The sequence below is a fragment of the Paenibacillus sp. FSL H8-0283 genome (genome assembly GCF_045040675.1).
Classification (GTDB): domain Bacteria; phylum Bacillota; class Bacilli; order Paenibacillales; family Paenibacillaceae; genus Paenibacillus; species Paenibacillus amylolyticus.
On record NZ_CP150295.1, the window covers coordinates 2,336,937 to 2,359,723 of the forward strand.

The window sequence follows — 22,787 nt, forward strand, 5'->3', positions numbered from 1 at the left end:
CCAGTGGGCGGGTGGATTTCTTGTGAGCATTTTGTATTATTCGATTTGTGCTGTCTATGCGCAAACTACTTTCCTTTTTAATAAGAAACAGATAAACTTGTGAGTAGAGTGTTTTTTTACATATGAAAAGACGGACAACGGCTTTTTGGCGTACCGGACCAGAACGGAGTGAGTGATTTGTTATACAGAAGTCTTGCTAAACCTTTGTTGTTCAAAATGGACCCTGAACAGGCCCATCATCTGATTATTGGCGGCCTTAGTGGCGTGGGTAGCATCCGTCCGGTTCCTTCCGGACTGCGTGTGATGTACGGCGTTCGTGAAACGTCTGATCTGGCTGTTGACATGTTTGGGTGTCATTTCCCTACACCTGTTGGTCTGGCTGCGGGTCTGGACAAAAACGGGCAGGCCGTAACGGGCTTTTCTTCCATCGGATTTGGATTCATGGAAGTGGGAACCGTGACACCACTTGCACAACCTGGTAACGATCAACCACGGCTGTTCCGTTTGCCTCCAGATGAGGCGTTGGTGAACCGAATGGGCTTCAACAATCTTGGTGCGGAAGCCATGGCAGGTGAATTGGCACGTCTACAGGATCGGCGTATTCCAGTGGCTGTTAACATCGGCAAAAATAAGGCAACTTCTAATGAGGAAGCTCACCTGGACTATTCGAAGTGCATTCAGGCACTATACAATTATGCTGATCTATTCGTGGTTAATATCAGTTCACCAAATACACCGGATTTGCGTAATCTGCAACATGGGAATGAATTGAAGGAACTGCTCGCTGCGGTTATGAACGAGATGAACGTGCAACATGCACGAGCGGGCGGAGCGACCAAATCCGTTCTGGTGAAGATTGCACCGGATGTGAATGATCAGGAACTTGAATATATGGTTCGCACAATTGCAGACAGCGGTGTTGCTGGTATTATTGCAACGAACACAACCATCAGTCGTACAGGACTTTCCCACCAACATGCGAAGGAAACAGGCGGTCTGAGCGGTAAACCTCTACGTGATCGTTCGACGGAGATTATTCGCCAGATCTATCGCCAGACCGAAGGCAAACTTCCGATTATCGGTTCAGGTGGCATTTTCACAAGTGAGGATGCTTACGAGAAAATTAAAGCCGGAGCAAGCTTGGTCGAAATATATACAGCATTGATCTATGAAGGACCTGAGGTGAATCGGCGCATTCATGCCGGACTGCGTGAGTTGCTGCGCAAGGACGGTTATCGTCATATCTCTGAAGCGGTTGGTGCGGAGCATCGTTAAGAAGGAATGTGAATCCCCGGAATGAAAATATAGAAGCATGGGAAGAGCGTAAAATGGTTCGGGACTCTTCCCCCCACCAAACATCATGTATAATGGAATAGAACAGGGGACGCTATAGAGACAGGAGGCATAAGCATGGACGGTAGAGACTGGGGTACATTTTTACTTCCTTATGAACAAGCGGTAGAGGAATTGAAAGTCAAGTTTAAGACAATGCGAGCGGAACTGAAGAAACGGGAAGAGTATGCCCCGATTGAATTCGTTACCGGTCGTGTCAAAAAAATATCCAGTATTCTGGAGAAATCCAGACGACTGAATGTGTCGCTTGATGACGTGGAAACAGGCATTGAGGATATTGCAGGTATCCGCATTATGTGCCAGTTCGTGGATGATATCCGTCGGGTTGCCGAGTATATTCGAGGCCGTAAGGATCTCACGGTACTCATTGAGAAAGATTACATTACGAATTTCAAAGAGAGCGGCTACCGAAGCTTCCATATGATTATTGAGTATCCCGTTCAGACGGCTCTGGGACAAAAGAAAGTTTTGGCCGAGATACAGATCCGGACACTTGCCATGAATTTCTGGGCTACCATTGAACATTCGCTGAGTTACAAGTTTCGCGAAGGGTTACCTGATGAGATGAGAACCAGGCTGAAAAAAACGGCTGAGGCCGCGTTTATACTGGACAACGAGATGTCTGCTATTCGTCTACAGATTTTGGAGGCGCAGAAGGCATTTGAGGATGATTCCAATATCGTGTCAAGAACATTGAATATCATTCATCAATTATACTTCTACCACCTTGTCAGTGAAGCAATTGAAGCACAGAAGCGATTTAACGATTACTGGGAACGGCATGATATGGAAGGGCTCAAAGACTTGCTGGATGACGTGAAGAAACTTCTGAACAACGCCAGAAAGGGCGAAAACCCGGATGAGCATCTATGAGCCACTGTACGTTGACTACTTAATCTACTTCAATCGGGATCAGGATTATTTCGAGTGCCATGAGGTGTTGGAAGAATTGTGGCTGGAACGTAACCGGGATTCTCTCTATAAAGGGTTGTTGCAAATTGCAGTTGGTTTATACCACTTCAGGAATGGCAATCTCCGCGGAGGAACGATGATGTTACAGAGCTCACTTGATCTTCTGGAACCTTATCCTGCTACGATTCTGGGCATTGACCTAGGGGCTTTGGTACGGGATGTACAGGAAATCGTGAAGCAACTGTCCCAATCAGATGTTCAGTCTGTAACTTACAGGGATTTGTCCATACGAATTGTTGATGAGGTCTTAGAACAAGAGATATCTAGAAGATCGCTTGAGCTAAAACCTAATATTCCGCAGCGCCGGAGTCCTACCAGAGGGCGAATATACGAAGAGAAGATGAAGGCGATGGATCAGAGTAAAAGTTGAACCGTAATCACGTTAACATTCAAATGAGCATCCCATGGATATGAAGTTCCATGTATATGAAACACCCCGACGATTCCTGTAAAGGGAACGATCGGGGTGTTTTTGAATGTTGCGTCATATTCAGATGATTGCAGGTGGCGGAGCCTGTCCTTCAACAGAACAGTGTCTGGTGATACAAGTGCCTGATTGTAGATACTTGTGGAAACGGATCTATCAGTTAGCTTGCCGAAGGAGCGGCACTGCCTTTATATTTTTGGAAAAATTGTTTGTAATCATCCAGCGTGTAGCCCTGGTCACTACCATTCTCTTGCAGTCCGCCAACCATACGGTCTTTCTCGACACCAGCCTCATAATAGACGAGTGTAGGCGTGAACTCGATATTGTAATCGGTCCATCCTGCTTCGAATTCACGCAGATTGAACTGTGGAAGCTCAATACCTTCACTGTCAACCAGTGGCATCAACTGAGGTGTTGTGGCACGGCAGTGCGAGCAATCGGAAGCAAAGAAATAAACGAAAAAGCTGTCTTTGTTATCGATTTTGGCTTTGAGATCAGTGGGTACAATAATTTGTTGATAGTTGGGATCACTAAGTAGCTCCCGTGTAGCTGGATTAAGCTTGGAAGCAGCGATGCCATAAGCATTTTCCACTGAATCCATCTGTTTCTTGGATTGCTGGTCTACGACAACCAGTGCTGCAATCATAATGATTAAAATACCCAGGAAAATAAGGATCGCAGCACTTTTCTTTTTCTTCTTGGATTTCATTGGACATCCCCCATCGATCATATCGAAATATAGTTTGGGCAAAAATAAAGGTTGGGATAATATGCATAAACACCCGAATTTTTGCTCAGGAATCAATCTACTTGCCATTATACTACATTACACGCTGTAGTGGAATAGATACGATATGATAGGAAAGCAAAGCTTGGATATGATAAAATAAAACGATATTGCAATCTTACCAAGACAGGATGAGTGGGAATATGGGTGTAAAGTTACCTTTGATATTTGCTGAGCGAATGAAAAGTTTGCTGGGTGATGAGTTTGAACAATTTATGAAATCGTATGAACAGTCTCCTCATGCGGGACTGAGAGTGAATACGCTGAAAATATCGATGGAACAATTCGATGAGATTGCTCCGTTTGATCTAAGACCTATTCCGTGGTGTGAGACAGGATTCTATGTACCTCATGGTGTTAAACCGGGGCTGCACCCTTATTATCATGCAGGCTTGTATTATATACAGGAACCAAGTGCAATGGCTCCAGTTGAATTATTGCAGGTGGAGCCTGGAGATCGCGTGCTAGATCTATGTGCTGCTCCGGGAGGAAAAACAACACAGATTGCTGCAAAGCTGCAAGGCAAGGGTGTACTTATGACGAACGATATCCATGCTGAACGCACAAAAGCGCTAGCCAAGAACGTGGAATTGTACGGGGTGCGTAACGCCATTGTTTTGAATGAGTCGCCAGAGCGGATTGCAAATGCATTTCCTCATTATTTTGACAAAGTATTAATAGATGCGCCCTGTTCAGGTGAAGGCATGTTCCGCAAGGATGAAGACATGGTGAAATCGTGGGAACATCATTCGGTGGAAAAATGTGTGCTCATGCAGCGGGATATCTTGGAGACTGCGGCACGGTTACTGGCCCCGGGAGGAACCATCGTATATTCGACATGTACCTTTGCGCCGGAGGAAAATGAAGCGATGATTGCGGAGTTCCTGAATGTAAACCGTGATTTCGTAGTAATGGACATTCCTGAAGAGACAGGGTTTGCTCCAGGACGTCCGGAATGGGTACGTCAGATGATGCCAGAGAAGGCAGAAGAGACGGAAGCTGTACTGAATCAAACGCGTGGCACCGCAAGATTGTGGCCTCACCTTTTGGAAGGAGAGGGACATTATGTCGCTGTGTTGCAGCATTGTGCAGGGCAAGAATTAGAAACAGATCAACCTGGAGTAGTTAAAGAAGGAGCAATGGAGTATGGACAGGTCGTGGATGTGTCCAGGATTGAAGCAGAGGGGAACAAGGATCACTCTATTGCTGCTTCTTCAATTGCTATGACCAAGGCTGATCGTAAAAAGGAACGTTTATTGCGAATCGAATCCCGAGAGTCCCATGACAGACAGGCTGGCGGCGGCAAGAATTCGGGAAAACAGGGCAAAAAAGGTAAAGATCACGGTGGTCGTAAATCGGAACGGGGTCATGGACGCGGAGCTGATTCGGCAAGTATTGATCCGGTTGCGATCTACAGTCAGTTTATGAAAGAACAATTGGAGATTGAGTTAACTGGAGAGACGGTATGTTATGGAGATCGGGTGTATCAATCATCGGTTGGTGCAGCTCGATTGGAGGGACTGAAAGTCATTCGTCCAGGCTGGTTTATGGGAACGATCAAGAATGGGCGATTTGTTCCGTCCCACCCGCTTGCCTGTGCTCTGAATGCATCTGAAGCACGGAGAAGCGTAAATCTGTCATCCGCTGATGGCGAAGCCGTGAGATACCTCAAGGGTGAAACGTTAAATATTGAAGAAGAACGAGTGGTGCTCAAGGCGGATACGTTTGCCAAAGGGTATGTTCTTGTATGTGTAGATGGTTATGCCGCTGGCTGGGGAAAATGGCTGGATGGTGTACTGAAGAATGAATATCCGGCAGGGTGGAGGTGGACATCGGTATGAGTGGAAAAGGCAAAAAAACGTTGCGTCTGGACAAAATATTAAGCCATATGGGTGTGGGAACACGAAGTGAACTCAAAAAGATGGTGAAACAAGGCAGAATCCATGTGGACGGCAAAGCGGTGAAAGATAGTGGTGTACAGGTGAATCCCGAGGTCAACGTCATTGAAGCTGATGGGGAGCGGATTGTGTATCGGGAGATGATCTATCTGATGCTGCATAAACCTCCGGGTGTTGTGTCTGCTACCGAGGATAACAGAGATAAGACGGTACTGGATCTGCTGCGCAAAGAGGATCGGGAGTTCAATCCTTTTCCTGTGGGACGACTGGATAAGGATACGGAGGGACTGCTCATTCTTACGAATGACGGTCCACTTGCCCATGATCTGTTATCTCCACGCAAGCATGTGCCCAAAACCTATGAAGCCCGTGTGCTTGGAAACGTGGATGAAGCGGATGTGCAACGTTTCAATGCGGGCATTCAATTGGATGACGGGTACAAGACGCTGCCGGCTGAACTGACTATACTCGGTCAGGAAGAAACGGAAGAAGGCACGGTCTCGTCGATCTCGCTTATTATTCACGAAGGGAAGTTTCACCAAGTGAAACGTATGTTTCAGGCGGTAGGCAAGCGTGTGGTCTATCTGAAACGCGTAGCCATGGGTGAGCTGGAACTAGCTTCCGATCTTGCGATCGGAAGCTATCGTGAACTAACCGCAGATGAGTTGAGCCTTCTGCGGAAGTAAAAGCTCCCGTCCTTTGCGAAGCGGAGCAGGGAGTCGTGGAGGGAAGCGAAGCCCCGATACTAAACGCCGAAGGCGGAAAAAGCTCCCGATCTTCACGAAGTGAAGCAGGGAGTTGAGGAGGGAAGCGAAGCCCAGATACTAAACGCCGAAGGCGAGAAAGCTCCCGACCTTCACGAAGTGAAGCAGGGAGTTGTGGGGGGAAGCGGAGCCCCGATACTAACCGCCGCAGGCGAAAAAGCTCCCGATCTTCACGAAGTGAAGCAGGGAGCCGGGCAGGGAGCGAAGCCCTGCCCGTTATGGTCCCGGTTAAGCTTGGGCGGGACCGCCGCTGACCAGCGGTGTGCCCGGCAACAAGCGTTCCTACGACAACCGTGACATAGCAAGACCCGACCTAACACCGGTGAGCAAGACGGGAGTCCAGAGGGCAGAGCCCTCTGGGGCCCTCCCTCGGAAGGGAGGGTTTGGGTGGGTGCGACTACTAACAGATGAGGATGAAGCCAGATGACTTATAAATTAATTGCACTTGATGTAGATGGAACACTGCTGAATGATCATCATGAACTTACCGAATGGACTCAGGAGACCTTGATCCAAGCTTCCCGTCAGGGAGCAGAGATTGTCCTGTGTTCAGGTAGAGGTCCTGCCAACACGATTCCTTTTATGGAGCAGATGGGACTGGATGGATATGTGATTACGCATAACGGCGCCGTTACCGCACAAGTCGATACCCGTGAGGTAGTTCATCATTTTGCATTAGATGGACAAGGACTGGAGCCGATCATATCCTACTGTCGAACCAATGGAGTACATTTTGACATCAATACGGCATTTGGTCTGTATGTGGATCAACCGGAAGGTTTGGGGTTGCAGGTGCGTGAGATGTATTACAACTTTATGGCCGAGCCACTGAAGTTACCCAAGTGGGTTGACATGACAGAACCGCTGGCGAAGTTCACTGCATTTGGTCCGATTGAACAGATGGATGCAGTACTTCAGGAATGGTCTACTTGGAATCTGCCGTATTATATGACACGGAGTGGTGACTTTTTTATTGATCTGATGCATCCCGAAGCGTCCAAAGGCGCTGCGCTGAAAAGGCTTGCCGAATCGAAAGGAATCATGCCTTCGGAGATTATGGCGATTGGTAACTACTTCAATGATATTACGATGCTGACTTTTGCGGGAAAAGGCATTGCCATGGATAACTCACCGGACGAGGTGAAAGCTGCTGCGGACGAGGTTACACTTTCCAATAACGAGCAGGGTGTGGCACATGCAATCCAAAAATATGTGTTATCCGTCTAACCCTACATCCTATACTTAAAATGCACGCTTTCCTCATAATCTACCGTCCTCGGGGCATCCTAAGAGAATAACGTTAGGAATGGAGGAGGATACGTGATGAAATATGATGTGGAATTGGTTGCAGACCTGCGGACATCAGGTGGAGAAGTACAGGACGTGATGGTCAATGGTCAATATGCAGGATCACTTTTCCTTGTGTACAGAGAAGGAGATCGTTTATCTGGTAGTCTTCAGATCGAGCAGGAGTCTCTGCCAGATGATACAGAGCAACGTATCGTGGAAAAAGTGCATGCCTATGTCCGATCTCTTGCAGATGCGTTGGAAGCTGCGTATTATGAAGTGCTGGTTAGTTGTGGCTCATTACATACGGTTCTGCATATGCCTGAGTCAGAGACAGTGTGGCCGTCTGAAGAGATGAATCATGACGAAGGCAGCTATGACGATATAGACAGCAGTGGAAGTAAGGTAATCCCTGTTTCACAAGCCGAATCGTTTACATATGAAGATCGGGATCAGGTTCTGGAGATGGAAATGGTAAGCGCAGGACGCAGCATATCGACGTATATATTCAATGATGTCGAAGGGCAGGAACTTGCAGAAGCTTCCTTAAAACAATATGGCGCTGATGTACAAGGTGAAATACACTGGTATGACGAGCCGGAAGAGAATCAATTGGAAGCTGCGGCAGAGTTACTGGTCAGAGAGCTGGATGAAGATATCATCGATACGATTACGATCCGCATGTGGCATCAGGGCAATGAACTCGAAACGTTAGAGTGGGTACATCGCGATTTCTCCGAGGAATTTGAGGATACCGATGAATCGGATCTGGATGAGCTTGAAGCTGCTGAAGAAACATGTTATGTCATGCTAAAGCGTAAGGATCGGGAGTTCCGGGTATATGAGCTGTTTCTTCAGGAACGAGGTGGATTGCCTGTGGGAACAGCAACTATAGACACTTCTCATTCCGATCTGACGGGATACATTGATTACGAGGTTCCTGGTACCAGCATTCAGCGAAAAAGCCTGGTCGAAGTGTTGATGCAGGAGTTGGACAAGGAAATGGAGTTTGACACCTTGCACCTGACGATGTTGTATCGAAATCAGATTATTGATGAAGCCAGAATAGATGGGTAAAGGGCAACCGCCTTTTACCTTTTTTTGTTCTCGTTTTGACGAAAAATCCATTTCCCGGTATAGTACCATTAGTTTAAAAGAGATCAGGAAGCGGAGGAGAACAATGATGCACTCATTCAGGATCAGTAGCGAATATATTAACGATGGTTTTCAAGCGGTTCAGGCGAAGCCGGAAGATACGGAGGATGTGATGTCGCTGCTGGTGGAGACAGCCGAATGGTTACAGAGCCAAGGTTCTTCCCAATGGAACGCTTTGCTTAAAGGTGAAGATTCACATGATACGGCAGGGGCGATTCGCCGTGGGGATGTGTTTGTATTCAAAAAAGGGGCGGACGTAGCGGGGATGGTCATCCTTTTGGTTCAGCCAAGTCCTTGGGATATTCATCTTTGGGGTTCAAAAGCTCATGCCGAGGATGGCGCAATTTATCTGCATCGGCTAGCGATTCGAAGAAAATATGCTCAGAGCGGTTTAGGACGGTCCATTTTGCAATGGTCCAGCAGCGGCATACATTTTGAAGGCAAACATAATCTTCGGTTAGATTGCGGAGCGAGTAATGCTACGTTGAACGCCTTTTACGCGCGGAACGGGTATACTTTTTTGGGAGTGACCGATGGTTACAGTACATATGAGAAGCCCGTGGAGCCACTGAGCTGAGAATTTTGACTATCCTATGAATATGTTGACGACAACCGCAAGCGATGGACTGCTGAATTAAAGCTTTTGCTTCTGAGGGGAACGTTTCATGAATATGTTGTATATACGAGTTATCGTAATATAGATGTTCCGGCTTCCCTATGTCATAATGGATAGTAGAGCAGTACGTAAGTTAGAAAGGGGGAAACTAACGGTGAAATTGCTGCAGGCGCTTTTCTTTCCTCCGGAGCAGCCCGGAGGTGTATCCTCTATGATTCCGTATATGCAAGAGAGATTTACAACCCCGAGGTGGGAAATGGATCTGTTCTCGTTGCCAAAGCGAATTCGCAATAAGGGCAGAGAGGATGTTCAGTTCGAAACGTTTGACTGGACTGAATATCAGGATAGTCCTGTTGTCCAAAAATATATTCAAACATATCGTGATTATCTTTGGTGGACCAAACTGCGTATTCAGAAGCCCTATGATCTGATCCATGCCCACCACCCAATTACAGGACTTGCGATGAAAACAGTTTTCCCGGATACACCCCTCATTCAGACGATTCACTCCAGTTATGAACGAGAATTAATCCTTAATGGACGCATTGAAACGGATGGACCGGAGCATCGATTCCTGCTTGCGATATATGGTGAGCTGGAACACCAGGCAGAGCGCCTTTTGACGGTGTCGGATTCGTTCCGCCGTTATCTGGCTCCCTACGTGAAGGAACCTGATGTCATCGGTGTGATTCCCAATGGATTTGATGAGAAGCGCTTTAAGCCGATCCCTCATGATAATGCGATACCACAGCTGGTCACGGTATGTCGACTTGTTCCGGCAAAAGGGTTGGATATTCTTTTCAAAGCTTGTGCGGAACTGAAGGGTCGAGGTCATGATTATGTGTTACATATTATTGGAGATGGACCGATTCGTCCTGACCTGGAAGAATTGGCGCAGCGACTGGGGATCTATAATGAGACCATTTTCTATGGTTACACACTGCACCCTGAGGAATTCATGCCATTCTTTGATATTTTTGTACTTCCTTCACGGGCAGAAGCATTTGGTTCCGTCTTTGCTGAAGCGGCTCTGAGTTGTCTTGCCCTTGTGGGTACGGATGTAGGTGGTATACCGGAACAGATCGAGAACGGTAGCAATGGGTTGCTTGTACCGGCAGAAGATCCTTCTGCATTGGCTGAAGCGCTTGAAAAGGTGATGCTGGACCCGGCTTATCGTTATGAACTTGCCCGTTCAGCGTGTGAAAAAGCCAAGACACATTACTCGCTCGGCAGATCAGTCAATGAGCTGAAAAAGATATATCTACAGTTTCCTAGCCAAGCCTAAAACGTAGAGCAAAAAGTGCGAGCCGCTGTGATAAACAGCGGCCTTTTGTCATGTTTAAGGAAAGAGTACCCGCGGTGAATTGTGGTTAGAAGGCAAACGGATGCTCATATTCATGAAATACATGGACCGTGAGATTTATATATTGTTGCGTTTACGAAAGGTGCCCCATCGGTTCAGTACCAATTTGGCAGCCCAGATTAATGCCATAGTTCCAAAGATGGGGTAAAGGATGGACAGCAGGGAACTGAATCCAAACTGGCTGAGTGAGTAACACAATAGCATAATGGTTAATGTAATGAAACGGGGGTGGACACGTATATGTTGTCTCAGTTGCAAGGTCATTCCATAGATATCGGCTACAAAGGTAGTGAATATTTCCATGAAAATAAGGGATACATATACAGATTGCACTGCCCATCCAAGTTGAAAGGCAATGCTGCCCATCGGGATTTCGAATTGGATGATGCCGGGCATCTGAGCTGACATGGCAAAATGAGCTGCCATCAGCATGAAACCAACGCCAATTCCACCCAATACTCCACCCCACTTCAGCACATTCCGACTACGAATCTGGTTACCTACAGGCACAAGAACAGCTTGAGCCAACACCAGATTGAATGAAGTATACAATAGTGGAGACAGCCACACTTGAATAGGGTTTGAGTCTGTCGTCAGTGTGATGAATCGGGAAGCACCTGGATGATGGATCGTACTGGTGATCATGAGCAGAGATAACAGGAGCATCATGGGCACAACGATGCTATTCATTTGTAGGATGGCTTGAATGCCCCGACCGAGAAGCAGATATGTCCCTACAAGTGTGACGATCAGACCTGTCTGATAATGCAAACCCAGATGCTCGACAAAAACGGAGCCTGCTCCGGCAAGCATGACACTGTTCACGCCAATGAGAATGAGAAGGGTCACCCAGGTGATCCATTTGCCCGCCTTATGGCCGAATAAATGTTTGTTCAGATCCTCATAAGAGCGGGACCCGGTATCGTGAGCGATCAGCATCATTTTGGTACCTAACCAGACAAAGAGCATGGTGGATAAGCCTATGGTGATGGTGGCCCATTTGCCATACTGGGTAAAAAACTGCAAAATTTCCTGCCCTGTAGCGAAGCCGGCTCCAACAACCGTTCCAATGTATGTAAATGCGATCTGCAGCACCCGAAATGCCTGTTTCATGTGTTTCCCCTCTCAGGCCCCTGTATAGTTTGGACATGCGGGTACCATGGTACAAGGTATGCTTGACCCACGAAAGTCATGACAATCGATAATGAGCTTTGGCTTGAAATGCGTCCCAAGGACAGCGTCAAGGCAATTTCGCTTGAACTTATAGATAGATATATGATACTTTTACCTCATAGGATAGGCTTGGGAGGTCAAATCATGGAATTATTGAAACAACGAATTTTACAAGAAGGTGTGGTTATCTCGGATCAAGTATTAAAGCTGGATGGTCTGTTGAACCACCAGATTGATCCTGCATTAACGATGGAGATGGGACGTGAGTTCGCTGCCCGTTTTCGTGAAAGTGGAGTAACTCGGGTAATCACGGTAGAATCCTCAGGGATTCCGGTTGCGTTTGCCGCAGCCTATGAACTGGGGGTGCCACTTGTATTCGCCCGTCGCAAAAAAACACTTCTGGCTGATCCTGATGCTTACTGTGAACGTGTACCGTCCTTTACCAAAGGAATTGTAACTGACATTATGGTATCTCGCGAGTTCATTCATGAGAATGACCGCATTTTGTTCATTGATGATATTATTGCCAATGGAGATGCCGCTCGTGGCGTCATCAAAATTATCGAGCGTTCCGGTGCGGAACTCGTCGGATTCGGCGTTGTGGTCGAGAAAAGTTTCCAGGCAGGGGCACGCACGATTCGTGAACAGGGTATTCCGGTGGAAGCCTTGGTACGCATTCGTTCCCTGAACGATGGAACAGTACAATTTGACGATAACGAAATGTGACATTTTAAAGGAATAGGGCCTATTTTTTGAACTATGCCTTTGCATGACCGCCGATTTCATTTATAATGGGGTTATGTTAGGGAGAGGAGGCAACACCATGGGGAACCAACCGGCAACAGAACAATTTTTTAATGATAAGCTGGCGGAATCGAAAGTTCATTTTGAACGTGCCCTGGATTGTAAACATACGGAATTCGATGACCTTTATCCCTATATGATTGAACATCCTCAATTTTTCTGGTACAAACGCTATGTTGCCTGGTCAGAATTACTGACGATTGTAGGCTTGTGCGAAGAGTTGTCCTTCTCTTGGAAAGAACAATTTACACCGCATCAAGTGGAGTACCTTGAAGAACGTGTGATGTCCGCCAAAGTGCTTGATTTTTGGTTCGAGAAGAACGACAGCAAAGAGCACGCGCAGCGGTAACTTTCAGTCGGGACATAATTTCGAATGACATGACAGTCCAATACAGTCACGTGAGACCTAAATGACTTTTCATTTAGGTCTCTTTTTGTAAATAAATTTGAAATATAGGAGCCATGAAGATGATTAGTGATACAGAATTGGACGCCCTGCGTCTGTCAGGTGAGAAAGTTAGAGTCGTACGGGACGAGCTGGAATCGAACGACGTGAAGGGGATTGTGGTTGCCTGGGATGGCGAGCAGGTACTTATCCGTCGTCAGAATCGACGTGTCGTTAAGCTGGACCGAGGTTACAGCTATCAGCTGTTCAGCGAGCCGCGCCAGAGTCCACTTAGTGAGTAACAGCTTATAATTATGGCAGTGGCCATGAGCGTTAAATGTTTGGAATTACCATGATTTCTTGGCATAATTGGCTCACTCGGGAGAGAAGATAGGTACAGTGAGGAAGATCTGTAACTATAGCCGAGAGGGTGTGCTACAAGCCATGACATTGATGAATGATAAAGTTCATGCCTACAAGGATCAGATTGGAGCATTAAGCGATGTACTGCCAGGTGTGGTGAAGTCGTATCATGAGTTTACCGGAGAATGTTTCCAACCTGGTGTGATTGATGCGAAGACAAAACAGCTAATTGCGCTTGGCATTGGATTATTCGCCAACAATGAGGTATGTACCTTCTACCATGTAGAAGAAGCCCGTGCTAAGGGCGCAACAGATCAGGAGATTATGGAGACCGTAGCCGTGGCTGGAGCTGTTGGTGGAGGACATGCCCTGTCTCAGGGTGCGATGCGAGTGCAGAAGGCGCTGCATTAGTAAGCAATGCAACATACATTTTTAAGTGCAAAAAAGGCATCCGGTTAATAACCGATGCCTTTTTGTATGTGAATCACATTTTACCTAACATTTTATCATACATAAACTGTCCAGTTACCCGACGTGCTGTTACATAACGATCATTGAAGTATGGATTCGATAACTTCGTGATGCTTACACCTTTACTGCTGGAGGCATGAGCGAATTGTCCGCCGCCGATATATACACCTGTATGTGAAATGCCTTTGCCTGTTGTATTAAAGAACACCAGATCACCTGTCCGAACATTGCTCTTGGATACGGGAGTACCTGCTTTGGCTTGCTGCTGCGAAGTACGTGGTAATTCAATGCTGTATTTGTTGAAAAGATATCTCATAAAACCAGAACAGTCGAAGCCGGCTACAGTAGTGCCACCCCATTTGTAAGGAATACCTGTCATGTTGTTCACTACGGAGTTGATACTGCTTGCCTCTGTGCTTGTTGCCCCGGATGTAAATAATACAGCTGCTCCAAAAATGGAGATAATCAGTTTTTTCAAAATCAATGTTCTCCCTTCGATGCCTACGGAGTTAGCTAAGGGTTCGGTAGAAGGTTCCCTATATTTCCTATGTATAAGAATAATTCACCCAAATTGGTTCCCCCGTTTTCAAACATGAAACTCGGCAATGAATAATTAAGTTTTTGTAACTATTTGAAACTATATTGCATAAATGCGTAATTGTCAAACCCATTTAAAACCCTTCGTAATACCTCAATGTTAGCGGAATTAAGGTTTTTATATGAAAGAAGGGATCAAGTTTGGGTATCATTCATGACAAAAACGTCATTATTGGTTCGTTTAAGACGAATTTGGATAAATAAATAGGTTTGTCATGAGTTAAAAGAACTATCCCGTTATGTAGAATTAGAGAGATTATATTCATTAAGTTGCATATATTGACAAAAATCGATTTTTTGCATATTATCTGATTATCCAATCCACATATTGGATTAAAATTGATTTTATTATGCGATAAATACAAATAAAGGAGGTTTGGGGCGTATATCATACGTAAAGTAGAAGTGGAAGATTTATAAAAACGAACATAGGAGAGTGTTACATTTGAAAGCGAAGAAAATAATTACTTTTGTCCTGGCATGTACGATGGTGTTCTCAGTAGTTGGAATGGCAGTTCTCCCTGTAGGGACGGTATCTGCTGCAGATGCGTCGGGTACTACAGCGAGTATTTCTGATATTTTGAAGAACCAGCTGCCGGATGGAGGTTGGAGAAAAGATTATAAACAGACAAGTGGAGAGTGGGCAAAGTCCACGATAGACAACAAGGCTACATACTCAGAAATTAGAAGATTGGCGAAGGAATTTAAAAAGACGAATGATCCGCGTTACTCCACAGCTGCAATCAAAGGAATTAACTTTTTGATCAACATGCAGTATTCAAACGGCGGGTGGCCACAAGTTTACCAAAGCTCCGGATACCACAAGCACATCACTTACAATGATGATGCCATGATTAATGTAATGATCATGCTGGATGAAGTAGCAGCACGAAAAGGTGATTTCTCATTTATCGACAGCACACTTGCTAACCGCAGTAAAAATTCAGTTGCCAAAGGTGTGGAGGCGATTCTGAATACACAGGTCGTTTCAGGTGGTAAGCTGACAGCATGGGGACAACAACATGATTCCAGCTCTCTTAAACCAGCGAGCGCAAGAATCTACGAAGTGCCATCACTGACAGCTGGAGAGAGTGTAACGATTGTTAAATTTCTGAAAACCAGACCTGCTAACGCTAAAATTACCGCATCCATTAAAGGAGCGGAGGCTTGGTTTAACAAAGTGAAAATTACGGGTTACAAGTATGAAAGAGCTAATGGAGATAGTAAAATTATCGCTGATTCCAAAGCTGCACCAATTTGGGCACGCTTCTATGAGATCGGAACGGATAAACCAATCTTTATTGGTCGTGACGGGGTAGTTAAATACAAATTAAGTGATATTGATAAAGAAAGAAGAGGCGGTTATGCATGGTATGGCAACTGGCCTTCCAAGCTGTAATTTGTAGTATGCTTCCGTTTTAATGAACCAAACTATTAACAGCAGTTAAAGGTAAAGCCCGAATCGACATGGACGTCTGATTCGGGCTTTATTGTTATTACTTTCAGTGTTGACATGATAGATTACGCATGATATATTATTTCTTGTCGCCGATATTGATGACGGAGATACAATATGCGGTCGTGGCGGAATTGGCAGACGCGCACGGTTCAGGTCCGTGTGGGCTAACCCCCGTGGAGGTTCGAGTCCTCTCGACCGCATCTAATAAAAAGACTCCTTAAGCTAACGCTTAAGGAGTCTTTTTTTGCATTTTTTGATATAACACTAACTTTAGTGATGAGTATTCAAGAGGTTAGTGCTTAGCTGCACGTACAGCAAATGTCTTCCATCAGCCATACGGAACGTTTATTGTGCTGCGGTAACATTAACGCTGTCAATATTCGGTCCTTCCGATCCGGTGGTAACTACTTTCAATGTATTGGTCCCCGTGTTCATGGGAACCTGTATTGTTTTTTCAACCCAAGTGGACCAGCTTCCCGTAGCCGGAAAGGGCTCGTTGCTAATGACTTTGGTTCCGTTCACAAAAATGTCGAGGTTCCGAGTGCCGCTTTCCAGCGCATAACGAAACTTTACGTTTTTGGTACCTGTTGTCGTGTTATTAATGCCGTTCCATTGAATGGCCGAACCAGTCATCGCATTGAAGTTAACATACCCGGACCCAGTGTAACCGGTGTAGATTGTTTCAATGGTAGCTTCCGTAAGTGACGTTCCGGTCTCGGCTTCATACGTAGTGCCACTGCCTGTATTCCCGCCGCTATTTCCGCCAGTAACGTTGGCAACAAACGTTGTTACGCTCTGAGGCGGGAGCTGTGCCGTGAAGGCTCCATTGGATACGTTAAGCGAGGTTCCGCTTGCCAGATTTCGACTGCTGTCCGTAATCCATGAGGACACAGTAGAGGCATTACCATTTTGCAGAACGAATTTTTGGCTTGTGGCTGAAGTTCCACGGTTAATTGCCACGACGACGACTTTGTTATCACCTTTATAGGCTGAGACAAATGTGTTTGTATCCGGATTTTTCGTTGCATCGACTCGCAGGTAGCCTGGACGCACGAATTTAGAGAAATGAGCCATATTATACCCGCGTTTGCTTATGGTACCGTCCTCTTTCATCGGACCATACTGTCTGCGGATGTACCACCACACGTAGGCCTGGAAATCACCTTCTACCATGGCATTGTGCATGTGATAGGAAACGTCTAATGCTTCAGGCCAGCGGTCTGCTGAGTTGTTGTCACTGTTTGGAACATACACTTCAGTCATCCACAGTTCTTTACCGGCTCCTTTTTGCTTAAAGAGAGGGTAGGCAAAATTTGAAATCTGGGTTCCATACGTATGTGCTCCCAGAATGTCCATGTTGGCAAGTGCCTGCGGATCATTCAGGATTGGGTCGGATATGTTCTTTAAGTACTGGAAGGATTCAGGCGCCATGACTTTGGTACCTTGGATGGACCCGGCATTTTCTTTCATGAATCGAAGGATCTCTTGTGGAGTCCACCAAGTCCAGTCATGAGCATAATCCGGTTCGTTTTGTACAGAAATGGCATACAGATCTACGCCGTTATTTTTCATGTAGGTTACAAAGTCGTTCAGATGTTGCGCATATGCGGTATATTTGTCGTATTTCAGACGTTTGGCATTTGTGTCCCCATTGCGGTTGAACGTTTCAACCATGCTGCTTGGAGGATTCCATGGGGATGCAAATACAATAGCACCCTTTTCGATAGCTCGTTTGGCTGTGGCAACTTCACGATACCAGTTATTGGAATCTGGATCAACGTAGATCCTTAGAATGGAGAAGCCTAATTGATTCTGGTCATTACCAAAAGCAGTTTCACGTTGAGCGGGAGTCAGATCACCAATCCAGGCAGGAAGGTTAATGCCCCCAAAGCCCTTGATCAGCTGTTTTTCCGAGGACAAATTAATGTTGGCATCGCTGGCTGCTGACACATTTGTCGGGGTTAACATCAAAGGCAGGGCTGTTAAACAGGCCAAAAGAACATTAATCGTCTTTTTTAGTTTGAATTTCACTACTTTCATCCTCCTCGATAATAGTAAGTTACATAGAGAAACCGCAACCAGGAATAACAAACAAGAATAGCGGATTGTCTGGCATTTATTTTATGTAAACCCTTTCAAAACCTCCTTCCATAAATCATAGGATAGAAATGAAGCATAGAACCTCTTTCATTTGTTGATTCTACTAAATAATTCCTAAACTGAAAACCTGACAAATTACAGTATTTTTTCTAATTAATCTCTATTTTCCAACTGTTCAATGACAGTTATTGTCTGAATGCTAAGGAGAAAACTGGAATGATGGAGATCTTCACTTGAGATAGAGGTCTTCAATGGCGGGGATATGATCATTAAGGAAGGCTTTGGCTTACATAATCCTCCCTTCATTATCAAACAATGAGATCACAGAAGTTACAGGGAGGGTATCATGATGAAGGTACAGAGAAAGAATTATCGATTCATTGCAGGTATCATGGCATTATTGATTGTGTTTTACGCAGGCATATCGGCAGGAGGGCCTACAGCGGCAGCTTCAGAGTCCACATCGAATCACAAACGGTTAGCGATTATCATCGATGATGTTGGTAATGACATGAAGGGTACGGCAGAGATCCTGGCGATGCCAGTTAAACTAACGGTAGCGGTCATGCCTTTTTTGCCAACAACGAAGAAAGATGCGATGGCTGCACATGAAAAGGGAATGGATGTGATTGTGCACATGCCCATGGAACCCAAGAAAGGACGACCTGAATGGCTGGGCCCGGGTGCAATCACATCCAATCTAACAGATGAAGAAGTACGGGAACGTGTGGAGAAAGCGATTGATGATGTGCCACACGCCATTGGCATGAACAATCATATGGGTTCCAAAATTACTTCGGACAAACGCATCATGTCCATTGTGCTCGATGTATGCAAGGAGCGGGGCCTCTTCTTTGTAGACAGCCGTACGAACTTTCGCTCTGTGGTGGGGGAACTGGCCGTATCCAAAAATATGCCACCTGTAGGTAATGACATTTTCCTGGATGATCAAAACTCCAAGCAACACATTCGCAAGCAACTGGATCTGGCTGCTCAGCGTGCGATCGATAAGGATATCTGTGTTGTCATTGGTCATGTCGGCCATTCGGGGATGAACACATCCGCAGTAATTCGTGAATCTGTCTCCCGTCTGCAAAATCAGGTTCAATTTGTAGGGATCGGTGATCTGGTTCGAGATGTGTGGCAATGGCATTCTGCTCCTACACTACCGACAGATAATAAATAATGCCATTGGCAATGGACTGGGCGATTCGTTTTTGCTCAGTGGGGTCACTCATTCTGGTTCGATCTGCCGCATTGCTCAAAAATCCGGTTTCGACGATGACGGCAGGTTGCTTCACGTAATTCAATATATAAAAGGGCTTGCCCCATACGACCCCGTGCTCCGTTTCGTATAACTCGTTCATGGCGTCCTGAATGGATTGGGCCAGCAAATAACTCCTGCCTTCTTTCTGGTGCAGTACCACCGGGCCGTGTGCTGTCGATCGGGGACTCCAGTTCGCATGAATGCTGACCACGATATCTGTACTTACTTCTTCGCTAAGGCTTTTACGTTGGGCAAGATCTCTGGTATGACGGGAGCGGCTGTTCAGCCAGCGGTTCTCATCACTAAGTGCATAATCACCAAGTCGATTGATGATAACGGCATAACCTTTGCTGCGAAGCAGGAGATAGACCTTTTGGCTAATGGCCAGGTTGATATCTTTTTCCAGCACACCTTGGGCTGACGTACCACCGTCAATACCCCCATGGCCTACGTCGAGCAGGATAACGGGTGCTGCAAAGGCATGATGACTTGAGCGATAAGCATCTCCATCGGTCACTGGCAGCATGGATGGACTGTTCTGGGACGGGGCTGCTTTTCCATGCGCGACATGGTGGGGCAGGATGGGAAGACAATGGAAGCTAATGAGCAAGGCCACCGAAGCGGTCAGTAGCTTATACATGGGAATACACACTCCTTCATGAAATAGGTACCGGATGCAGATTAAAGACTGTATGGATACCTTTGGCATTAGACTGTGCATTTTGAGGGTTTTCATACTCCTTTCAATAAAAAAATGTTTAACCATTGCACATCCTGCACACAATAGAACTATCGTAAGCTCCGTGAAAGTGCAGGAGCGAAGGAGGCAGAGGTTATGGCCAAAAGTGATGAGTTGGTAAAATACATTACGCAACGTGTAGTACATTATATCGATACGCCGAAGGATGAGCGGAAAGGTCGCACCAAAAGGAAAGAGCCGTGGGCGATGAAGTGGTTTGGTATGATCCCTTTCGCTGTATCCCTGTGGGTGGGGAAAAAGGAAAAAGAATTCGATACACAGTCTCATAAACGAAGTTCTTCGGGAAAAGGGTGACTATCCCTTACCTATTTCACTAATGGTAAACCAAAAGACGCAATCCCTTAATAAAATGGGAAGGCGTCTTATTTGTTGTGGATGTTTGTTGTTTTTACAGGTTATCTGACTGTATGTTAAGAATTTGCTGATGATCAAGGATTTACGAGGTAAAAATGGCCATCTTGCTGCAATGTGCTTAAAGGGACAAAGCGTTGAATGGATGATTTTCCACCTAGCGATACATATAGAATGGACTCTGCTTCCTGATCTGCATGCCATAGCTGATAACCGCTAACGGGTAGAGGACCACCGTATACGGCATTACGATCACCCGCTGAGAAAACAATCTCTTGATTCTCCCCGTGTTGTATCACATCCTGTGCCCGGTCGGCAGCAACAGGTTTGGAGGTAATCCACAACAGATTGTCAGCCGGATTGAAGACGGGGCGGAGATGAAGTGGATCGACTGATAAAGGTAGCGTTGTGGATAAATCAGTTATGCTGGCAGAGGCATGTTTGGAATCAGCCTCCAGCAGCTTCAGGAACTCTGACGGTAGTACATCTCCGTTCGTAGCATCAATATAAAGTGCAGGATGATTAGGTTGCTCCACTTTCCAATAAGCCAGTAGAGGAAGAGCATAACCAAGATGAAGCTCTCCTCCGCCAGCAAGTAATGCCTTAAGGTTCACATGTTGTCGATCCAAGGCTTGTCCAAGAAGTTCATTGTTGTATGGTGACTGTTCTCCATGACCATATTCACTAAGCATCAACTGACCCTGCTCTGTGGCCGTAATAATCATATATCCGATAGGTTTGCCTTCAAACTCAGCTTGTACAAGCCAGCTATGTAAACCCGGCCCCAGAGGGTAGAAGTCCAGGTCGGCGTTCTTCCAATGCACTTCGCCGTTAGCTGTACCAAGTGTAACAGCTTGTTGCTCTGCAAACTGTTGCACAGCAGCGGGAGCTAGCTTTTCATTCTGAATGGCATGATGTTTGGGGCTATACTCTGTTGATGATGCGGGGGATAGCGAAGACATTTTTAGTTCCTCTGCATTGGCTATCGACCAAAAAGAGAATAGGGCAAGCCAACTGAGCAAGCCTAAGGTTATACAGGTTGTTTTCCGAGCGTTGTTCCAACACGTATGAAAGAATCGTTTCAAATTTACACCTACTTTTTCATTTATCCGTTACCTGAGCGGGTCCTAGTTTCATTCTAGGGGACAGGCTATGCAAAGGTTGCTGCAACCTGTCGGGTAGCTGATCATAAATAAACACTACTTTTGCCAGCATTTGCAGGAAAAGTAGTGTCTTCGTCTATCTTAAGTGAAACATGCCGCTACTAATGGCAGTCACTTTCACTTTAGGTTCATATTGCCAGATCATCTCGGTCCGGCGTGTCTCATACTGCAGTTTCATAGCCTCACGATCGATTACCGCCTGTTTTGCTTTCTCTTCTTCGGCATCTGTCTCGGAGTCGATCGGTACTGCGGCCTCTGCCGCCAGTTCTACATCTGCTCCAATGGGTTTAGCGTTAGTTATATCCACAACTTTTATCAGTGGTACAGGTGGCGTGCGGTCAGAAGTGACATTCTCTGTGTCTGAGGTTATGTTACCTGGTGATTCTACCTCAGGGGTATCTTCCCGAAGTACCGCCTCATAGTAGGTGTCCAACACGTCCAGCTCCAGATCAAGTCGCTCTTGAGCTTTCTCTGCCCAGCTGTAATCGAGTTTCTGCAAGTGGTTCGTCAAATGAGATTCCAAAGCAGCCCCTGCATCGGATAACGAAACTTTAGCTGTCTGCACATGCATGTTCTCCGCGAGCCTCGGACTGAGGTCACGTCGATTCAGCTTCGTGCCGAATTTCTCTATAATTTCACCTGAGCGAAGGGAGATGCCGAGAAAATGCAGTTCCTCCCGTTTCAAATCACAGGCGAATTCCACCTTGAAACAGACACCAAGCCAAGGCTCATATACGGCTGGCGCTGTAGCCCGCAATTGCCGTTTGGCCGCCTGTTCGAACAGGTTCACGAAGGCACCGCCTTCACGGGCAGCGCCGAAAATCTGCTGCAGTCTGCGACTGCCGTACACCACTTCTTCACGCAATATTCGTCCTGGCCCCAGCTGTGGCAGCGATGGCGTAATTCCGAAGTAACGGCCTAGAATAGTTTCTTTTGGTGGATCGCCTTGAGGACTACCGTTGGTTACGCCATTCGTTCCATCAGGGTTAGGAACAGCAGGAGGTGATGCTTGCGCAACTGTGGCTTCTGCTGCTTCAATGGCCTGCTGATAACTGTCAGGATCAAATATAAATGTAAAGGACATTGTCTCAGCGGGTGCTCCGGTTCGTTCCACGAACCCCCAATAATAGGGGCGATTGGTCAACGCTTTGTCCGCCTCAGGCGAGAGTTTGACTGTAACATGGGCAGGGGAACGCTCCATAATCTGACAATCCAGTGCTTCCAGATAGGTGAGAACATAAGCCTGCACTTCATGGGGAGTCATGGTCATGA

General features: G+C 46.2%; 23 protein-coding genes, 1 tRNA gene and 1 riboswitch. Of the genes, 17 read left to right on the forward strand and 7 right to left on the reverse strand.

The annotated features are described in order from the left end of the window. The first annotated feature begins 177 nt into the window (after positions 1–177). The 3 genes from MHI52_RS10675 (at position 178) to MHI52_RS10685 (ending at position 2,695) form a co-directional block, all read left to right on the forward strand. Positions 178–1,275, forward strand: a complete 1,098-nt coding sequence (locus MHI52_RS10675; RefSeq protein WP_076318428.1) for a quinone-dependent dihydroorotate dehydrogenase — start codon at positions 178–180, stop codon at positions 1,273–1,275. A 135-nt stretch (positions 1,276–1,410) separates the two neighbouring features. After that, positions 1,411–2,226: a GTP pyrophosphokinase family protein gene (locus tag MHI52_RS10680; protein WP_036609636.1), complete on the forward strand. Its 816-nt coding sequence runs from the start codon at positions 1,411–1,413 to the stop codon at positions 2,224–2,226. Continuing rightward, positions 2,213–2,695 (forward strand): DUF309 domain-containing protein, encoded by a 483-nt coding sequence (locus MHI52_RS10685; protein ID WP_074094460.1) that lies wholly within the window; start codon positions 2,213–2,215, stop codon positions 2,693–2,695. Before MHI52_RS10680 ends, MHI52_RS10685 begins: the two co-directional genes overlap by 14 nt. A gap of 217 nt (positions 2,696–2,912) precedes the next feature. Here the strand turns inward: MHI52_RS10685 and MHI52_RS10690 are convergent, their stop codons facing one another. Beyond that, on the reverse strand, positions 2,913–3,461 hold the full coding sequence (locus tag MHI52_RS10690; RefSeq protein ID WP_047842389.1) for a thioredoxin family protein: 549 nt from the start codon (positions 3,459–3,461) through the stop codon (positions 2,913–2,915). Positions 3,462–3,682: 221 nt separating this feature from the next. On the opposite strand from MHI52_RS10690, the gene MHI52_RS10695 reads away from it, so the two are divergent. The 6 genes from MHI52_RS10695 (at position 3,683) to MHI52_RS10720 (ending at position 10,544) form a co-directional block, all read left to right on the forward strand. Then, positions 3,683–5,380, forward strand: coding sequence for an RsmB/NOP family class I SAM-dependent RNA methyltransferase (locus MHI52_RS10695; protein WP_405158988.1), 1,698 nt, complete (start codon positions 3,683–3,685; stop codon positions 5,378–5,380). Further along, the gene (locus MHI52_RS10700; RefSeq protein WP_405158989.1) at positions 5,377–6,123 is read left to right on the forward strand and encodes a pseudouridine synthase; all 747 of its coding nucleotides are present in this window, start codon (positions 5,377–5,379) and stop codon (positions 6,121–6,123) included. Before MHI52_RS10695 ends, MHI52_RS10700 begins: the two co-directional genes overlap by 4 nt. Before the next feature lie 501 nt (positions 6,124–6,624). Beyond that, the gene (locus MHI52_RS10705) at positions 6,625–7,428 is read left to right on the forward strand and encodes a Cof-type HAD-IIB family hydrolase (protein ID WP_036670159.1); all 804 of its coding nucleotides are present in this window, start codon (positions 6,625–6,627) and stop codon (positions 7,426–7,428) included. Positions 7,429–7,524: 96 nt separating this feature from the next. After that, positions 7,525–8,565 (forward strand): hypothetical protein, encoded by a 1,041-nt coding sequence (locus MHI52_RS10710; RefSeq protein WP_405158990.1) that lies wholly within the window; start codon positions 7,525–7,527, stop codon positions 8,563–8,565. 106 nt (positions 8,566–8,671) lie between these two features. Next, positions 8,672–9,220: a GNAT family N-acetyltransferase gene (locus tag MHI52_RS10715; protein ID WP_076318433.1), complete on the forward strand. Its 549-nt coding sequence runs from the start codon at positions 8,672–8,674 to the stop codon at positions 9,218–9,220. A gap of 193 nt (positions 9,221–9,413) precedes the next feature. Next, complete coding sequence (locus MHI52_RS10720; RefSeq protein ID WP_405158991.1) at positions 9,414–10,544, forward strand: glycosyltransferase family 4 protein; 1,131 nt, start codon at positions 9,414–9,416, stop codon at positions 10,542–10,544. A gap of 135 nt (positions 10,545–10,679) precedes the next feature. Here MHI52_RS10720 and MHI52_RS10725 read toward each other — a convergent pair whose 3' ends face one another. Then, a complete protein-coding gene (locus MHI52_RS10725) occupies positions 10,680–11,735 on the reverse strand; it encodes a membrane protein (protein ID WP_036609619.1) in 1,056 nt (351 codons plus the stop codon). Positions 11,736–11,939: 204 nt separating this feature from the next. On the opposite strand from MHI52_RS10725, the gene MHI52_RS10730 reads away from it, so the two are divergent. The 4 genes from MHI52_RS10730 to MHI52_RS10745 all read left to right on the forward strand — a co-directional run bounded on the left by MHI52_RS10730 (position 11,940) and on the right by MHI52_RS10745 (position 13,758). Then, the gene (locus tag MHI52_RS10730; RefSeq protein WP_036609617.1) at positions 11,940–12,521 is read left to right on the forward strand and encodes a xanthine phosphoribosyltransferase; all 582 of its coding nucleotides are present in this window, start codon (positions 11,940–11,942) and stop codon (positions 12,519–12,521) included. Positions 12,522–12,618: 97 nt separating this feature from the next. Then, positions 12,619–12,948, forward strand: coding sequence for a hypothetical protein (locus tag MHI52_RS10735; RefSeq protein ID WP_036609615.1), 330 nt, complete (start codon positions 12,619–12,621; stop codon positions 12,946–12,948). A gap of 119 nt (positions 12,949–13,067) precedes the next feature. Beyond that, complete coding sequence (locus MHI52_RS10740; RefSeq protein ID WP_036609613.1) at positions 13,068–13,286, forward strand: hypothetical protein; 219 nt, start codon at positions 13,068–13,070, stop codon at positions 13,284–13,286. 142 nt (positions 13,287–13,428) lie between these two features. After that, on the forward strand, positions 13,429–13,758 hold the full coding sequence (locus MHI52_RS10745) for a carboxymuconolactone decarboxylase family protein (protein WP_017689352.1): 330 nt from the start codon (positions 13,429–13,431) through the stop codon (positions 13,756–13,758). 73 nt (positions 13,759–13,831) lie between these two features. Here the strand turns inward: MHI52_RS10745 and MHI52_RS10750 are convergent, their stop codons facing one another. Beyond that, the gene (locus MHI52_RS10750) at positions 13,832–14,296 is read right to left on the reverse strand and encodes a C40 family peptidase (protein ID WP_036609611.1); all 465 of its coding nucleotides are present in this window, start codon (positions 14,294–14,296) and stop codon (positions 13,832–13,834) included. Positions 14,297–14,301: 5 nt separating this feature from the next. Then, positions 14,302–14,433: riboswitch (cyclic di-AMP (ydaO/yuaA leader) on the reverse strand. A gap of 418 nt (positions 14,434–14,851) precedes the next feature. Between MHI52_RS10750 and pelA the strand changes: the two genes are divergently transcribed. Together pelA and MHI52_RS10760 are read left to right on the forward strand one after the other, a co-directional pair. Then, positions 14,852–15,814, forward strand: a complete 963-nt coding sequence (pelA, locus tag MHI52_RS10755) for a pectate lyase (protein ID WP_036670167.1) — start codon at positions 14,852–14,854, stop codon at positions 15,812–15,814. 176 nt (positions 15,815–15,990) lie between these two features. Next, a tRNA-Leu gene (locus MHI52_RS10760) sits at positions 15,991–16,074 on the forward strand. A 145-nt stretch (positions 16,075–16,219) separates the two neighbouring features. On the opposite strand, the gene MHI52_RS10765 is transcribed toward MHI52_RS10760, so the two are convergent. Beyond that, the gene (locus tag MHI52_RS10765; RefSeq protein WP_405158992.1) at positions 16,220–17,914 is read right to left on the reverse strand and encodes a carbohydrate-binding protein; all 1,695 of its coding nucleotides are present in this window, start codon (positions 17,912–17,914) and stop codon (positions 16,220–16,222) included. Between the two features lie 406 nt (positions 17,915–18,320). Here MHI52_RS10765 and MHI52_RS10770 point away from each other — a divergent pair, with 406 nt between their 5' ends. Further along, positions 18,321–19,160 (forward strand): divergent polysaccharide deacetylase family protein, encoded by an 840-nt coding sequence (locus MHI52_RS10770; RefSeq protein WP_405158993.1) that lies wholly within the window; start codon positions 18,321–18,323, stop codon positions 19,158–19,160. On the opposite strand, the gene MHI52_RS10775 is transcribed toward MHI52_RS10770, so the two are convergent. Then, positions 19,135–19,881 (reverse strand): N-acetylmuramoyl-L-alanine amidase, encoded by a 747-nt coding sequence (locus MHI52_RS10775; protein WP_405158994.1) that lies wholly within the window; start codon positions 19,879–19,881, stop codon positions 19,135–19,137. The genes MHI52_RS10770 and MHI52_RS10775 overlap by 26 nt on opposite strands. A gap of 195 nt (positions 19,882–20,076) precedes the next feature. Here MHI52_RS10775 and MHI52_RS10780 point away from each other — a divergent pair, with 195 nt between their 5' ends. Continuing rightward, positions 20,077–20,295 carry a YqzE family protein gene (locus MHI52_RS10780; protein WP_036609606.1) on the forward strand — a complete coding sequence of 73 codons (219 nt, stop codon included), beginning with the start codon at positions 20,077–20,079 and terminating at the stop codon, positions 20,293–20,295. Between the two features lie 134 nt (positions 20,296–20,429). Here MHI52_RS10780 and MHI52_RS10785 read toward each other — a convergent pair whose 3' ends face one another. Together MHI52_RS10785 and MHI52_RS10790 are read right to left on the reverse strand one after the other, a co-directional pair. Continuing rightward, entirely contained in the window at positions 20,430–21,314 is an 885-nt protein-coding gene (locus tag MHI52_RS10785; protein WP_340982904.1) for a hypothetical protein, read from the reverse strand. A gap of 277 nt (positions 21,315–21,591) precedes the next feature. Beyond that, positions 21,592–22,785, reverse strand: a complete 1,194-nt coding sequence (locus MHI52_RS10790) for a YqhG family protein (RefSeq protein ID WP_340982903.1) — start codon at positions 22,783–22,785, stop codon at positions 21,592–21,594. Between the last annotated feature and the right edge of the window lie 2 nt (positions 22,786–22,787).